A 14,965-nucleotide genomic window follows, 5' to 3' on the forward strand; every position below is an offset into this window, starting at 1 on the left:
CAAATAAATTATGACTCAGGAAGAAAATTCTACATTAAAACAGACTTTAAAAGTATGCCCGCCGTTTTCTTCCTGATAATCAATGCGAAAGTTGTAGAGATTACAGATCTGTTTGGTAATGGCCAGACCTAACCCCATTCCATCAGAATCCTTAGCTTTAGAAAAGCGATCGAAAATTTTTGTTTGTATCTGATGAGGTTTTCCTGAATTGGAAATACTTAAGCTGCGTTGATCTAGTTTGATAAAAATGTACCCACCGGTTACATTATGCCGTACTGCATTGCTGAAAAGATTATTCAACAGTATGTCTGCCAGATAGCGGCTCATAGTAACCACAACCGGGGAAAGATCTGCGGTCAGGATCAGGCTATTTTTATCCAATAATTCCTGGAACTGACGGGCTTTATCTTCTACCATTTCTTTGAGTTCGAGCTGCTGAAGATCCGGAATCAGGTTGTTTTCAATTTTGGCCAACAATAGTAATGACTGATGTAATCTTGATAATTTGCCTGTGGCGTGATAAATGTCTTCCAATAATGCGCCCTGTTGCGCGGTAAACGATTCTGTTTGCAGTAAAGAGTCCAGTTTAGAATTAATTACGGCTAGTGGGGTCATCATTTCGTGCGAGGCATTATCGGTAAAACTTTTAAGTTCCTTATAATCCTGCCTCACCTTTTCGGCCATGGCGTTTACAGATTTATTTAGCTCGTTAAACTCATCAATTTTGGTTGGTTCCTGCTCAATGGCATCCATTCGTGCCACTTCGAAAGCTTTCATCCCATTTAGAATAGCATAAAAAGGTCGCCAGAGTCTGTTCAATACAAATCGGTTAATCAGCAATAAGGATACCAGCAGAACAACTGTAATTGCAAGTGTTATCAAGAGAATGATCCTGATCAAGTTTTCGGATTCTACCCTCGATTTGGTTATGGTTACTGCTATGGCTTTACCATTTACATGTACAACGGTCACGAGGCTTCGTGCAGGCTCATTTTCGCGCTCCTTTGGGTTAAAGTAAATCGTATTCAGAAACTTTCTTTCTGAACTAATCCCGTTTAGGGTTTGATATGATATCTGCTGATCGAGATAGCTTGCCGGTAAAGGGAGTTTATGATAGGTATTGATGTATTGATTAATTTCATTCTCTTCCACGACTAAATCCCGGTCTAATTTTTCGGTCAGGATAAAATGGATGACAATATAGTAAACAAACCCAGTGATGATAAGCACCACAATAGAGGTTAAAATATTAGCCCGGTTGTAACGATAGGAAAGTTTCATACATCGCCAAATTTATAGCCTATTCCGTAAACAGAGCGAAGATAATCAGCTGATCCTGCTTCAATCAACTTTTTACGGAGATTTTTAACGTGGGTGTAAATAAAGTCGAAATCATCTGAGAGGTCCATTTCATCGCCCCATAAATGTTCTGCCATCGCATTTTTAGTCACCACTTTATTACGGTTAGAAAGAAAATACACCAACAGATCGAATTCTTTTTTGGTGAGTATAACCTGATTGCCTTTAACGGTAATTTTCATTGCCGAAACATCGACAGTGATCTCGTTAAAAAGAATCTCATTATTGCCATCAAAATTCTTCCGGCGTATAATAGCACTTACGCGTGCTTTAAGCTCTGACAGATGAAAAGGTTTAACCAGATAGTCATCTGCACCAAGGTCTAATCCTGTTAGTTTATCGTCTAAAGAGTGACGCGCAGAAATAATTAATACCCCATCTCTTTTTTTTAGCTGTTTAAGCCTGGTTAAAAGCTCCAGCCCTTCCCCACCGGGCAGGCCCAAATCCAATAGAATACAATCATAACTATAAAGTGATATTTTTTCATTGGCAGCGGCAAAATCTGAAGCATACTCGCAAATATTCCCTTCGCCAGTAAAATAAGCCAAAATACTCTCTAATAAAGCGGGTTCATCTTCAATGACTAAAATTTTCATTGGTTAATTATTTCGTTATACATAAAGTAATCATTTAAACCTGAAAATTAAAAATACCATTAACATTCTGGAAAATTAATGTATCTGCTTCCCGGTAAATACAGCAATATTATCTGCTAATCCTGAAGGAAAACTGTAGTATAACTACCCTTTTTTTGGCCTGATGCGAACTCTTTTATTTGATGATGGTAAAAAGATAAGCTTTTGTTATATTGCTAATGGATAATACTTTAGATTAGAATAAGATTAAAAAATTATTAAATGTCTTACTTTAATAATATCTTTAAGCCTAACCAAACCTTCAGGATTTCTTCAGAATTGAAAACTACCTTCGCCCATTACTTAACATTAACAACTGTCAAGTAAAATTCAAATTTTGGATCCATCATTAACTATGAGCATTAAAGAAAAAACCAATAAGTTACTAAATAACAGATTTGGACCAGTTTTTTTAGTTACCGTACTATTGTGCAGTATCTCACTGATGACCAGAGTGGCCCTCTTAATTTATAGTGCATCTGCTATTGATTGGTCGATACTTAATCTCGTTAAAATTCTGTTTATTGGCCTATTTTATGATCTTGCAGCGGCATCATTCGCCATCATTCCGATTGTAATTTACCTATTTCTGCTGCCTTCCAAATGGTATGCCAGCAAATTTAACAGGGTATTATTGTTCATTTACTTTTTCTTCGTTGTTTTTACGCTTATTTTCAATGCCATTTCAGAATGGTTCTTTTGGGAAGAATTTTCAGTCCGTTATAATTTTATAGCGGTCGATTACCTGGTTTACACCACAGAAGTTATTGGAAATATCCGCCAATCGTACCCGATAAACAGCATTATGGTAGGTTTGGTTGTGGTTACCTTATTGGTTGTTTACGGGTTGAGAAAACCAATCACTGCCTCAACCTATCATAAAACAGGTTTTGCCAAACGCAGCGCAACAGCCCTGGTTTTGTTGTGTTTACCGGTACTCACCTATTTTGGTGTAAGCCACAAACTAAAGTACCTGAGCAAAAACCAATATGTAAATGAACTTTCGGGCAATGGGATGTACGATTTTGGATTTGCTTTTTGGAATAATCAGTTAGATTTTAACACTTTCTATAAAACGCTACCGCTCAAAAAAGCAGAAAGCATTTTGCGTAATTTACTTCAGCAAGACTCAACTGTAGCAGGAGAATTTAAAAATACGTCCAGAGCCATTAGCAGCACGGGTACCGAAAACAAAATGAATGTGGTACTGATTAGTGTAGAAAGTTTAAGCGCTGAATTTTTAGGCTCATTTGGCAATACGCAACATATTACGCCACAACTCGATTCGCTTGCCAAAGAAGGTTTGCTCTTCGATAATTTATATGCATCCGGAACGCGTACCGTACGGGGTTTAGAGGCGTTGTCGCTTTGTATTCCGCCAACACCAGGCCAGTCCATTGTAAAACGACCTGATAATAAAAACCTGTTTACTTTAGGCAGCATATTTCGTTCAAAAGGCTACAACAGCAGGTTTATTTACGGGGGTTATGGATATTTTGATAACATGAACGAGTTTTTCTCTAATAATGGTTATCAGGTAACGGATAGAAGTGCGCTTCAGGATTCAGAAATTCATTACTCGAATATCTGGGGTGTGGCCGATGAAGATTTATTTACGCTTTCGTTACGCGAACTGGATAAGGACTATCAAAACAAAAAACCTTTTTTCGCGCATATTATGACGGTTTCTAACCACCGTCCCTACACTTACCCTGAAGGCAGGATCGATATTCCATCTCATACCGGCAGAGAAGGTGCAGTTAAATATACTGATTATGCTATAGGCAAGTTTATACGCGAAGCAAAACAGAAACCCTGGTTTTCCAACACCTTATTTGTTGTTGTTGCCGACCATTGTGCATCAAGTGCGGGTAAAGTAGAGTTACCGGTTGATAAATACCATATTCCAATGATTTTTTACAGTCCAGGACATATCGCACCAGGCAAATTCGAAAAACTTACTGCACAGATTGATATTGGCCCTACTATCCTGGGTTATCTGAATTTCAGTTACAGCAGTAAGTTTTTTGGCCAGGATGTATTTAAAATGAAGGATAGTGATGAACGGGCTTTTATCAGCACCTACCAGAGTTTGGGATACATCAAAAACAAAACCCTGGTTATTTTAAATCCGCAAAAAAAGGTGGCTACCTACAGGCCCGATTTTACCAATGGCGGTGCTGTAGCCATACCGGCAAACCCGAGATTGACTGATGAAGCGATATCCAATTATCAAATGGCATCGTACCTATACCAAAATGGTTTGTACGGCTTTGAAGCTAAAAAGTAGCATTAATCACGTGTTCATCAGTATTGGCTGGCTGATCTTGAATGGGGTTAATGCGATATCATTAGCACCTAAGGTACGCATGTTGGGACCGATTGGTAGCAGATCAAAACCTGGAATACCAGGTTTTGGTTGATAAAGCTGGTTACCTGGAGCGCCAGCTTAACTTTTGTGCAGCTGGTGAACAATTGCCCTTTTAATTCGTATTCGGAAGTAATCGTAAAATAACGCGACCAATAGAAATCCTACCGGTACAAAAAAAGCGTGAAAACCAATATTCAGATAGGCAACTCCTCCTATCACACCTCCTGTTAAGAAAGAGACGATAATCGCCAGTTTAAGCAATATGCGGCGTTTAAGTACATTGTTCAGGTTTTTTCGCGACAATAAAGCAACAGAAAGGTCGATGCCTAAATCTGTAAACATACCAGTGAGATGCGTAGTACGAACAACTGCGCCCGACACTACCGAAACCAGCGCATTTTGCATACCCATGGCAAGCAGGAGGCTTCCAGCCAAATATTCCGTTTCAGACAGGGAATGGTTATAGCTGCCACCAGCCAGTGCCACGAATAGCATAACTGCAATGATAAATAATATGGGTACCGTATAAGCAAATGGACGGTTACGGCCGATCCTTCCGATATACCAACTGGAAGCAAATGCACCAAAAAGAAAAAGAGTGAGCCAGAGTGTTACCACCCCTGCAGCGCGCAGATCCATTTTAGCCAGGTTTACAGCCAATAATGCGGCATGACCGGTTACGTTAGTGGTTAACACGGCGAAAGCAATAAAACCGGCTGCATTAACAAAACCTGCATTAAGGCATAACAAAACGGCCAAACGTAGGTTATGGCTGAAACTTCTTTTTTCACCGAGGTGTCTTAACATCCTGTAAAAATTGAAAAAAATGTGGCAGATATTATGCTGAAATTCAATTTGCTGTGCAAGATTGAAATTAGCAGCCTTAATAGGAAATCAATATGGTAAAAAATCTGTAATTATTATACAGGCTTTGATTTTAATGATCTGTTTTTTCGAATAAATGAGCAATAATTGTTAGTGCCTGCCGGAACAGGTGACTTTAAAAACCGGTTGAAGTTTTATTTTACTTTTGGGCAAAACATATATTCCTGGAATTTAAACGTTACCGGATGGTATTGATGGTATTCCCCGAACGAATTTTCGGGGAAACGCTGCACATGGCCTGATGTATTAAATGTACCTCAGGAGAATTGACCAGGAAGGTTGATACTATTTTAAGGTATCAGTGATTCATCCATATCACTCGTATTCAGTAATTTACCCATCTAAAGCAATAACATCAGATTGTTGACTCATGTAGCTTAGCTACTAAAATCTTTATCGAAAGAATACAAAGGATATGCATTACAGACAGATTCCGATATACCAGGTATTATCTGGCATTTTTTATGACGCTGAATTTCCGGAGACAGTGCAGGCAGATGAACCGGGCCTTGATAAACGGGAGGAACAGTTTTACGGCGGCGGGTCGATGTGTTCTTTCGCATTCGCCCGTTTTTTTACACCAGGGGCATTTTAAATTTTGATTTTTGATATGCATATGACTTAGAAGATATATTTAGCGATCAAATAGATTAAAAACCGGAACCAGATAAGGGCACTTAGCCAAACACCTCCCCATACGATTATTTTTTTTATATCCATGCTCTTTTTATTTTTTAACATCAGAGATTTTCAAGGATCGATTTTAACCTTGAATCCGGAACCTAAACCCGCATCATTTAAAACATTTGCATTGGTAAAAGCTGTTTGATTATTGTGGTGTACATACCCCTATTTGATGACGGAAATCCCAGAATATTTGTTCGGCATGTTTCTTAGCATACACCTTCCGGACCCCATTTTCGAGCATGCACACAATCTCTCCGGGATCTTCACTTGCGGTGCAACCGAACAGAATAATCGAAGGATAACGTTCCCTAAGTTGTCTGGCAGATTCAATGCCGTCCATAACAGGCATATGAAGATCGAGAATACATAGCTGAGGCAGACACTCTAACTGGCCCAGTCCATCTAAAAGATCTGCACCGTTAAGTGCTGAAAACACCAGATCAAACCCGCCAACCCGCTTCGCAAAAGCATCAATAAATAAATGCTGAATTTCAGAATCGTCCGCTATGGCGAACCTTATTTTTGCTAAATTGCTAACTGGTCTATGTTCCATTTTTGAAGCGTTTAATCTTAGTCTTTTCCAGACTAGTATTAATATTTTTACAATTGGTTACCAGCTTGTTTAAATGGGAAAAAGCACCACCAGGATGCTTTTTTTGAAATGAAATATTTTTGTTAAAAAAACTTGTTTTATTTAAAACAGAGGGTTTTAGCTTTTGTTTAGTTTAACTTTTTTTTATATTTGCGTATCAAACAGTAGTCTGGAAAAGACCAATTTTCTTACTAATTTGCTTGAAAATTAGCAACATATCTTTTCCATGATCACCATCTCGTTTAATTTATTGGATAAACCCAACTCAAGCGTTTTGCTTTTGGAGCTACATAATTCCATCGGACAATTGCATCAGTTACAAACGCCCTTCCGTATTGCTAAAGAATTGTGGGACCAGCAGCAGCAGCGACCACATAATATTTATCTGAAGCGCTGTAAAAAGCTTAATCATGGCCTGAACAGGTTACGCATTAAAATAGCCGGCTACCTGGAGTCGATATCCTGGAATTTCGATAAAATCTCCCTTAGAGCGCTTTCAAAAAACATCCGTGAAGCTGCGAAAACGGAAAATGCCAGATGCCCCGAAGAAAGCCTGTTGTGGCATATGGAAAACTACATCGCTGCCAGATCGCACCTGATCTGTAAATCTACGCACAGGCGATATTTGGTCTTTTACAACCTGTTAGAGCGTTTTGAAGGCCACCTGATGCGGCACCTGAAGATCAGTGAGGTTAACGGATCTTTTGTAAAGGAGTTTCTTAACTACTGCAAACGCGAGGCTTTTGCCACCAGTACAACATACCGCACCGTAAATTTTATTAAAACTGTACTTAATCACCTTGAAAAACGTGGAATACGCACCTTTGCATATGAACTGGAACTGCCAAAGGAGCGAAAGCAAAGGCCTTTTGTAACCCTTACGGAAGATGAACTCGTCAAAATCAAACGAATGGAACTGCCAAAAAACTTACAAGCGGCAAGAGACTGGCTGATCATCAGCTGCTACACGGGCCAAAGGGTATCGGATTTTATGGAGTTTAGCACTTCCAAAATACAGGATGTGGAGGGCATGGAATGTATATCTTTTGTACAAAAGAAGACGTTGCGCAATGTGATACTTCCTCTTCATCCAGCGGTACAGGTTATCAAGCTGAACAACAATGGTAACTTCCCGCAAAAGGTATCTCCTAAAAAATATAACCAGCAGATCAAAGAGATCGTTCGCCAGGCGGGTTTCGATACACAGATCAGCATTGGCAAAAGAACAGGTTTCAGGGTTGTTACCGGCATGATCCCTAAATGGAAAGCCGTTACCAGCCACATCGGCCGACGGAGCTTTGCAACTAATTTTTACGGCAAAATACCCACTTCTTTGCTGATGGAAGCAACCGGGCACAGTTCCGAACAGATGTTCCAACGTTATATTAACCACATTGATACCGGGCGCATATCTTCACTACGGCTATATTTCGAAGAAGCTTACAAAAACAAGTTTCAGGATTAGAGAAGGCTACCTTATTCAATTGTTACTGATAGTCCTTAATCACGGAGATTGGATGAAATTCAATGTTTGAGGTAAAACAAAACTAACAGGCGTAGCACTTTAAACTTCGTTCATTGCGGGCCCTGCGGCAAAAAGTTATCGTTTAACATCAATATTTTGTCGGCCCGTAAGCATCGGTCCATCTGTTTATTCGTTCCAAATTATCGCCCCGAAAAAAGGTTCCGTTTTCTGTTCAAGCATCGCAATGCAGATTTTGATTTCTTATTCCATAAATCTTTTGAGCCAAATGGATTTATTTATCAACCTCAGTTGATGGGTAGCTTCGGACATTACAGGATAATACCAGAAAAATCCTTTTATGCTTAAATCAGATGTTTTTAATCATACTTACCAGCTCCAGTTTTTCGCCATCAGACAGCGGCTCAACAATCTGCTCCATTTCTTTAAAGCCCATCGCTTTATAAAGCGGTACACCTGGCAGTGCGGCTCCGAGCGCCAGACTGGAAAATCCGTGTTTTTTAGCTTCGTTCTCGCAAAGTTCTATGATTTTACGGCCAATTCCTCTTCTTGCGTAATCCGGGTGAACAAAAAAAGCCCTGATTCTGGCAGGCTCCCTTGTGGGATCGAGCAAAGTATCGTACAGTTCCTTGTGCTGATCACCTCCATACAAAGTTTTTCGCCTGCTCCAGCCACCGCAGCCAGCAATAGTTCCATCTAACTCAACAACATAATAGCTTCCATCGTCAATCAATTGGGAATCTATACCAAAGATATATTTAAGGGCGCTGTCAATCTGGCTTGTGGTGTAATAATCTTTGCTCAAGCTCCGCACGGAATCGTCTAAAAGTTTTTTCAGTTCCGGAATGTCTTGAAATGTGGCTATCCGTATGGTCATCTGTTCAAGTATTTTTAGTCTCTGATGATGTCCTGTTCACTTTTCTGGCCCGCAGATTTTTGATCAAGAATTTCGATTATCGAATTCATATGCAGGGCAAGTTGTTTGCTTTCTGTGGCTGATAATTTTTTTAACAATGCATCAAGTTGTTGGTCTGCCAGTTCATTTAAAGCATTTAAATCCCTCATTCCTTTATCAGTTAAACATATTCGACTTGCCCTGAAGTCTTTTTCTGATTTCGATTTAATGATCAGTTTATTTTTTTCAAACTTGTTTAATACCCGGCTTAAATAACTCTTATCAATTCGCATGGCATCAATAATTTCTGAGGCATTTGGTTGCTGCGCCAGCAAAGTTTGGGTAGTAAAATCCTATTGCTAACCACATTTTTATGGGCAACCTACTATCCGTATTTAATGAGGAAGTTTATCTCTGAAATGTCCGTAAACCCATGTGCCTGCAATAGCACTTAAAAGTGTAACGCTAATAACAGTTGCGCCAGCTCCGATCTGTGCAAACAACGGACCCGGGCAGGCTCCTGTAATGGCCCAGCCGAAGCCAAAAATCAAACCTCCATAAATCTGACCTTTATTGAATGTTTTGGGCGCAATGGTAATTGGTCCGCCGGAAATGGTTCTGATATCGAACTTCTTAATCAGCCAGATGGAAAGCATACCGACGAGAATGGCGCTACCAATTATTCCGTACATGTGAAATGACTGTAAACGAAACATTTCCTGTATGCGAAACCAGCTAACGACTTCTGACTTTACGAATATGATGCCGAAGAAAATCCCGATAATCAGGTATTTTAAATTGTGAAGCCAATTTTGCTGCAAAGGACTCTTATCTACACATATTTTATCCGACTCAGAAGGTTTTAATTCCCTTTCGGTATTGGTACGATCTTGCATTTTTTTTACGGTTTTAGAGTGATAGAATAAGAGGTAAAATAAAATTGGCCATAATGAAACCGCCGACCATAAAACAGATGGTAGCAATCAATGATGGCCATTGTAGGTTTGATATGCCCATAATGGCATGTCCGCTTGTACAACCACCCGCGTAACGTGTTCCAAAACCAACCAAAAAACCGCCAATGATCATTAATATAAATCCTTTCAGGGTAAGGAGTGATTCCCAGTTGAAAATGTCTTCAGGCACCATATTATTGTAGTTGGTAATACCATAACCTGCAAGTTCGGCAGATAATTTTGGATTGACTTCAACAGGATTAGGATTGCCCAAAAGGTTAACAGCTATTGCACCGCCCAGAAAAATACCGAAAACAAAAAATAAATTCCACATTTCTTTTTTCCAATCATATTTGAAAAAGGGAATATTGGCCGGTATACACATCGCACAAAGGTGCCGTAGTGATGAACTGATGCCGAATGATTTATTTCCGACAATCAACAATGCAGGAACGGTTAAACCAATTAACGGACCCGCTACATACCATGCCCAGGGATGTTTTATAAATTCTATCATTTTTTAAATTATTAATTATTAACCTGAATTCGGTAATTATTTGTTAAAAATAGTGCTTTAAAGCGATTAATTTCGATCTATTCTCTGAATTGAAAATATTTTATAGTGGCCATTTAAAGCTGAATTATCAATCGAATTCAGAGGCAATTGTTTTCCCTTCAGAAGCCAGCCATTCATTCATACCTCCCGAAAAATTCTTCACGTTTTTGAAACCATTTCCTGCGAGTATAGAATAAGCTATTGCCGAACGGTCTCCCCCCTGACAGTGAATAATTACCTGTTTATCTTTACTGATTTTATCCAGATGATCGGGAAGGGTTCCCACAAAAACATGATTCGCCCCTTCAATATGGCCGGCCTCATATTCGCTCACACCCCGTACATCTATAATCTGAACATCTTCATTGTTGATGTATGTTTTAAACTCGTCAATAGCGATCACATCAGCAGCCTGCAGCGCAATCCCCAAATCGTTCACATCCGAAATGTAACCGTAAATGTTATCCAGACCAATACGCATTAATTTTCGGGTCAGGTCTTCTATTTGGTAATCATCACAGACCAATACAAACTGTTCCTGATAATTAAGCAGCCAACCCGCCCATGTTGAAAAGGAATTATTGCCCTGAATGTTCAGGCTGCCAGGAATAAAACCTTTGGCAAAATTTATCTTATCTCTTGCATCTATCACCTTCAATCCGTTGCGATAAGCTTTTAAGAGCGCTGAGCCGGATAGTTTCTGATGTTTGGGTACTTCGATTAATAATGGACGATCAACCTTATTCAAATGTTTCATCATCGCAAAATATTTGGGCGGTTCTGGCTGGCCTGCTAAAAGCAGATCTGTAAATGCTTTTTCGTCATCATCATACTGAAATGCCCAGTTGCGGATTTTCTCGTAACCTACGGTTGAACTGAGCACTGCGCCCAAAGCCTTTCCGCAAGCTGAACCTGCTCCATGAGCGGACCAAACCTGTAGGTATTCGGGTAATGCAGCAAACTTTTTCAACGACTGGAACATTTGTTTAGCACCTGCTTCTTTTGTACCGATCAGCCCTGCTGCTTTTTCCAGCAAATCAGGACGGCCAATATCGCCTACAAATACAAAATCACCTGTAAATACCATCACCGGTTTGTCGGTTGCCGGATGGTCGGTCAGCAAAAAACTAATGCTTTCGGGTGTATGGCCGGGCGTATGCAAAACTGCTAAAGTCAGATTCCCTACCCTTATCAGATCGCCATCTTTGAGCCCAATATGCGGAAACTGGTACTGCCAGTCCTCTCCTCCCTCATCAGAAAGATACATGCCTGCCCCTGTAACCGCACTTAATTCTCTTGAGCCACAAAGAAAATCTGCGTGTATGTGAGTTTCGGCAATATGTGTAATACGAAGATTATTCTGCCTGGCAATTTCCAGGTATACATCGATATCTCTTTTCGCATCTATTACGATGGCTTCGCCCGTAGCCTGACAGCCTATTACATAACTGCCTTGCGCTAAACTTTTATCAAATACGTGTTGAAAAAACATAAGACTTATTTTTAATGATTAATTATTTTGTTACTTAATGATCTGATTGACCTTTTATTGAGCTACCCATTATTTTAACCATGTTTCTTTGATGATGATATAAATGCCCATTGCCAGCACAAACCAACCGAAAGCGGGTTTGAGCTTTTTACCTTCAATTTTTGCAGACAGAAAACTGCCGATCAGAATACCGGCAATGGCGATAAAAGTTATGGTTAACAAGAAATGCCAATGAACAGCGGTATGGGCAATTGAAAATACGAAACCTACTAAAGCATTTGTGGAAATGATCAGGAGTGACGTTCCAACAGCTGCTTTCATTGGAAGTTTCAGCAAATTAGCCAGTACCGGAATAATTAAGAAGCCACCACCTGCACCGATAAAACCTGTAATTATGCCTGCAAGAATACCTATTGAAAAAACTAAAGGATAGTTAAACTTCTGTTTCTGCGGTGTACCATCACCTGCCTGTCGGTCTTTTTTAATCATGCTGTATGAAGCGACAACCATCAGTACGGCAAAAATCAACATCAAAAAAACACTTTTGGTGAGGGTAAAACTTCCGGCACTAAAAATTTGGGCGGGAATAACCGGCATGATATAGGCCCTTGTAAGAAAAACAGAAATGATAGATGGAACACCAAACACGGCTGCCATTTTGATGTTGACCAATCCCTTTTTAAAATAGGAAAAGGAGCCCATTACGCTTGTTGCGCCGACAATGAAAAGAGAATAAGTGGTTGCCAGAGCAGCATCAACACCAAACAAATAAACTAAAACAGGAACGGTAAGAATACTTCCGCCGCCCCCGATTAAACCTAAGGAGATACCGATAAAAACTGAAGCGATGTAACCTGCTATGTCCATTGTTTTGGGAATTGATACAGCAAAGTTGCACCAACTCAAAAACAAATACAGCTACTTTAGTTACATAAGGGATATTTTATTCCTACCCAGCAGAACAATCCTATCTTCTTCCAGTTGTTTCAATAGTCTTGAAACCACCACACGGGCCGTACCAAGTTCGTTGGCTAATTGTTCATGGGTAATTTGAATGGTTTTAGATAATGTAAGCTCAGCTTTCTTTTTAAGCAAATTCAATAAACGTTCATCTACTTTTTTAAAGGAGATGGCATTCACAATTTCCAATAGTTCTTCAAAACGTTTGTGATATAAACGAAAGATGTAATCCAGCCACTGTGGATATTCTTTGATGAAGAGTGAAACTTTGTCGATCGGCAAAAATAGAATTTCCGCGTATTCTTCTACCTCTGCCTTCACTTTGCTGGTTTCGTTGTGCAAGCCACCCAAAAACGACATAATGCAGCTTTCACCTGCTTTGATGTAATACAATAAAATTTCCCTCCCATCTTCTTCTGTCCTCATTACTTTCATTGTTCCTTTGGTCACAATCGGAATTGAGCGGATATGGGAATTATCATTTACGATGATGCTTCCTGCCTGGTAGGTTTTGAGTATGCTATGCTGATATAGTTTTTCAACCAGTTCGGGCGAAGACTTAAATTCTGTTATTTGTTCCAGACCATCCATTTTTCAAAAATACGATTTTGGTTCGTAGCGGCATTGTCATATTGTAACCAGTAAATTAATTATTGCATAATCCCAATTTACACCGATACAATATCATTATTTATGCTGCAGGCAGATTTTTATTCAACATTTATAGCTCAATTATAAACATCCGTTACATTTCCTGACCCATAATTCATTTAAATTAGTTCTAGTGGTAAACACCACATAACCAAATATTTAAATTACACATCACCATGAAAAAAAATCTATTTAAAGTAGCTATTGCAATGCTATTGCTGGCTGGCTGCGCTAAAAACCAGACTCAGCCTGAATTCAGTTCTGAAATTATTGCAAAGAAAGAACAAACGGCCAATGCCGATCTTTTAGCAACCGCAACAATTGATGCGGGTACTGTTCAACAAACGATCAAGGGTTTTGGCGGAGCAAATATCGTGGCCTGGACCGGCGACCTGACGAGCACCCAAAGAAATACCGCGTTCTCGCCTACAAGCGGCATTGGACTCAGCATAGTCCGGGTTCGGGTTCCTAATTCCAGTTCAGAATTTGCTGCTGAAAAAGCGACCATAGATGCCTGCAAGTCGTTCGGTGGCTCGGCAATTGCCTCCGCCTGGTCAGCACCTGCATCAATGAAGACCAATGGGAGTATTGTAGGTGGCAAAATAAAAACCACATCTTACGCAAATTATGCTGCACATTTAAGTGCATTTAATACGGCGGTAGGCGGGCTTGCTGCCATTAGTCCGACAAATGAACCAGATTACAAAGTTAATTATGAATCTATGGAACTCACCGCTCCGGAAGTAGCAGACTTTGTTACTGCGCAGGGAAGCAATTGTGGTGCTCCTATTATGGCACCGGAACCTTTCCAGATGAACCAAAGCTACATCAACACTTACCTGAGCAATGCTACTGCAAAAGCCAAAACCAGCTTCGTTTGCGGACATATCTATGGCAAGACCCCTTACAACCTGGGCAACATTGGCAAACCTGTATGGATGACGGAACACTATACAAACTCAACTATCAGTGGAGACGACTGGTCAAATGCCATGACTGCTGCAAAAGAAATACACGACTGTATGAATTCCGGATGGAGTGCCTATGTATGGTGGTACATCAGAAGAAGTTACGGCCCGATCAGTGAAAGCGGAAATATTCAAAAAGTTGGTTATGTGATGGCTCAATATGCCAGATATGTACGCCCGGGTTTTAATAAAATAGCTTGTTCAGAAAATCCTTCAACAGGTGTATATGCTACAGCCTATAAAAGCGGAACAAAATTAGTTGTTGTGATCATCAACCAAAATGCAGCAACCACTTATCAAAGCTTTAATTTCAGTGGCATCAGCGTTTCTGGTTTCAACCGATATTTTACAACTAGTTCAGCCAACCTTAGTACCAACAGTTTTGCAGTCACCGGCAGTAACTTCGGAATTAATTTAGCTCCTTCCAGCGTAACGACATTAGTTTCTTACTAACGCTTTCATCAAAAAAGAGCCT

15 protein-coding genes are annotated in these 14,965 nt (G+C 39.9%); 4 read left to right on the forward strand and 11 right to left on the reverse strand.

The features are described 5' to 3' along the window. Positions 1 to 15 precede the first annotated feature (15 nt). A complete protein-coding gene (locus ACIQXP_RS00595; RefSeq protein ID WP_387504408.1) occupies positions 16 to 1,281 on the reverse strand; it encodes a sensor histidine kinase in 1,266 nt (421 codons plus the stop codon). Continuing rightward, on the reverse strand, positions 1,278 to 1,955 hold the full coding sequence (locus ACIQXP_RS00600) for a response regulator transcription factor (protein WP_387504407.1): 678 nt from the start codon (positions 1,953 to 1,955) through the stop codon (positions 1,278 to 1,280). Before ACIQXP_RS00600 ends, ACIQXP_RS00595 begins: the two co-directional genes overlap by 4 nt. A gap of 394 nt (positions 1,956 to 2,349) precedes the next feature. Between ACIQXP_RS00600 and ACIQXP_RS00605 the strand changes: the two genes are divergently transcribed. Further along, the gene (locus ACIQXP_RS00605; protein ID WP_293744865.1) at positions 2,350 to 4,284 is read left to right on the forward strand and encodes an LTA synthase family protein; all 1,935 of its coding nucleotides are present in this window, start codon (positions 2,350 to 2,352) and stop codon (positions 4,282 to 4,284) included. 159 nt (positions 4,285 to 4,443) lie between these two features. Here the strand turns inward: ACIQXP_RS00605 and ACIQXP_RS00610 are convergent, their stop codons facing one another. Next, entirely contained in the window at positions 4,444 to 5,172 is a 729-nt protein-coding gene (locus ACIQXP_RS00610; protein ID WP_387504406.1) for a YoaK family protein, read from the reverse strand. Between the two features lie 493 nt (positions 5,173 to 5,665). Between ACIQXP_RS00610 and ACIQXP_RS00615 the strand changes: the two genes are divergently transcribed. After that, positions 5,666 to 5,845, forward strand: a complete 180-nt coding sequence (locus ACIQXP_RS00615) for a hypothetical protein (protein WP_293744867.1) — start codon at positions 5,666 to 5,668, stop codon at positions 5,843 to 5,845. Positions 5,846 to 6,079: 234 nt separating this feature from the next. Here ACIQXP_RS00615 and ACIQXP_RS00620 read toward each other — a convergent pair whose 3' ends face one another. Next, a complete protein-coding gene (locus ACIQXP_RS00620) occupies positions 6,080 to 6,490 on the reverse strand; it encodes a response regulator (RefSeq protein WP_293744868.1) in 411 nt (136 codons plus the stop codon). A 265-nt stretch (positions 6,491 to 6,755) separates the two neighbouring features. On the opposite strand from ACIQXP_RS00620, the gene ACIQXP_RS00625 reads away from it, so the two are divergent. Further along, on the forward strand, positions 6,756 to 7,994 hold the full coding sequence (locus tag ACIQXP_RS00625; protein WP_387504405.1) for a site-specific integrase: 1,239 nt from the start codon (positions 6,756 to 6,758) through the stop codon (positions 7,992 to 7,994). Between the two features lie 367 nt (positions 7,995 to 8,361). Here the strand turns inward: ACIQXP_RS00625 and ACIQXP_RS00630 are convergent, their stop codons facing one another. The 7 genes from ACIQXP_RS00630 to ACIQXP_RS00660 form a co-directional block, all read right to left on the reverse strand. Further along, positions 8,362 to 8,889, reverse strand: a complete 528-nt coding sequence (locus tag ACIQXP_RS00630; RefSeq protein WP_387504404.1) for a GNAT family N-acetyltransferase — start codon at positions 8,887 to 8,889, stop codon at positions 8,362 to 8,364. 14 nt (positions 8,890 to 8,903) lie between these two features. Continuing rightward, positions 8,904 to 9,242, reverse strand: a complete 339-nt coding sequence (locus tag ACIQXP_RS00635; RefSeq protein WP_387504403.1) for a MarR family winged helix-turn-helix transcriptional regulator — start codon at positions 9,240 to 9,242, stop codon at positions 8,904 to 8,906. Between the two features lie 60 nt (positions 9,243 to 9,302). Further along, positions 9,303 to 9,803 carry a DUF6691 family protein gene (locus tag ACIQXP_RS00640; protein ID WP_387504402.1) on the reverse strand — a complete coding sequence of 167 codons (501 nt, stop codon included), beginning with the start codon at positions 9,801 to 9,803 and terminating at the stop codon, positions 9,303 to 9,305. Positions 9,804 to 9,816: 13 nt separating this feature from the next. Continuing rightward, the gene (locus ACIQXP_RS00645) at positions 9,817 to 10,380 is read right to left on the reverse strand and encodes a YeeE/YedE family protein (RefSeq protein WP_293744873.1); all 564 of its coding nucleotides are present in this window, start codon (positions 10,378 to 10,380) and stop codon (positions 9,817 to 9,819) included. A gap of 127 nt (positions 10,381 to 10,507) precedes the next feature. Further along, the gene (locus ACIQXP_RS00650; protein WP_387504400.1) at positions 10,508 to 11,911 is read right to left on the reverse strand and encodes an MBL fold metallo-hydrolase; all 1,404 of its coding nucleotides are present in this window, start codon (positions 11,909 to 11,911) and stop codon (positions 10,508 to 10,510) included. Between the two features lie 69 nt (positions 11,912 to 11,980). Then, the gene (locus ACIQXP_RS00655; protein WP_387504399.1) at positions 11,981 to 12,778 is read right to left on the reverse strand and encodes a sulfite exporter TauE/SafE family protein; all 798 of its coding nucleotides are present in this window, start codon (positions 12,776 to 12,778) and stop codon (positions 11,981 to 11,983) included. A 60-nt stretch (positions 12,779 to 12,838) separates the two neighbouring features. Further along, positions 12,839 to 13,462 carry a Crp/Fnr family transcriptional regulator gene (locus ACIQXP_RS00660; protein WP_387504398.1) on the reverse strand — a complete coding sequence of 208 codons (624 nt, stop codon included), beginning with the start codon at positions 13,460 to 13,462 and terminating at the stop codon, positions 12,839 to 12,841. A gap of 236 nt (positions 13,463 to 13,698) precedes the next feature. Between ACIQXP_RS00660 and ACIQXP_RS00665 the strand changes: the two genes are divergently transcribed. Beyond that, complete coding sequence (locus tag ACIQXP_RS00665; RefSeq protein WP_387504397.1) at positions 13,699 to 14,943, forward strand: glycoside hydrolase; 1,245 nt, start codon at positions 13,699 to 13,701, stop codon at positions 14,941 to 14,943. The last annotated feature ends 22 nt before the right edge of the window (positions 14,944 to 14,965 follow it).

This window comes from Pedobacter suwonensis (assembly GCF_044762335.1).
In the GTDB taxonomy this organism is placed as follows: domain Bacteria; phylum Bacteroidota; class Bacteroidia; order Sphingobacteriales; family Sphingobacteriaceae; genus Pedobacter.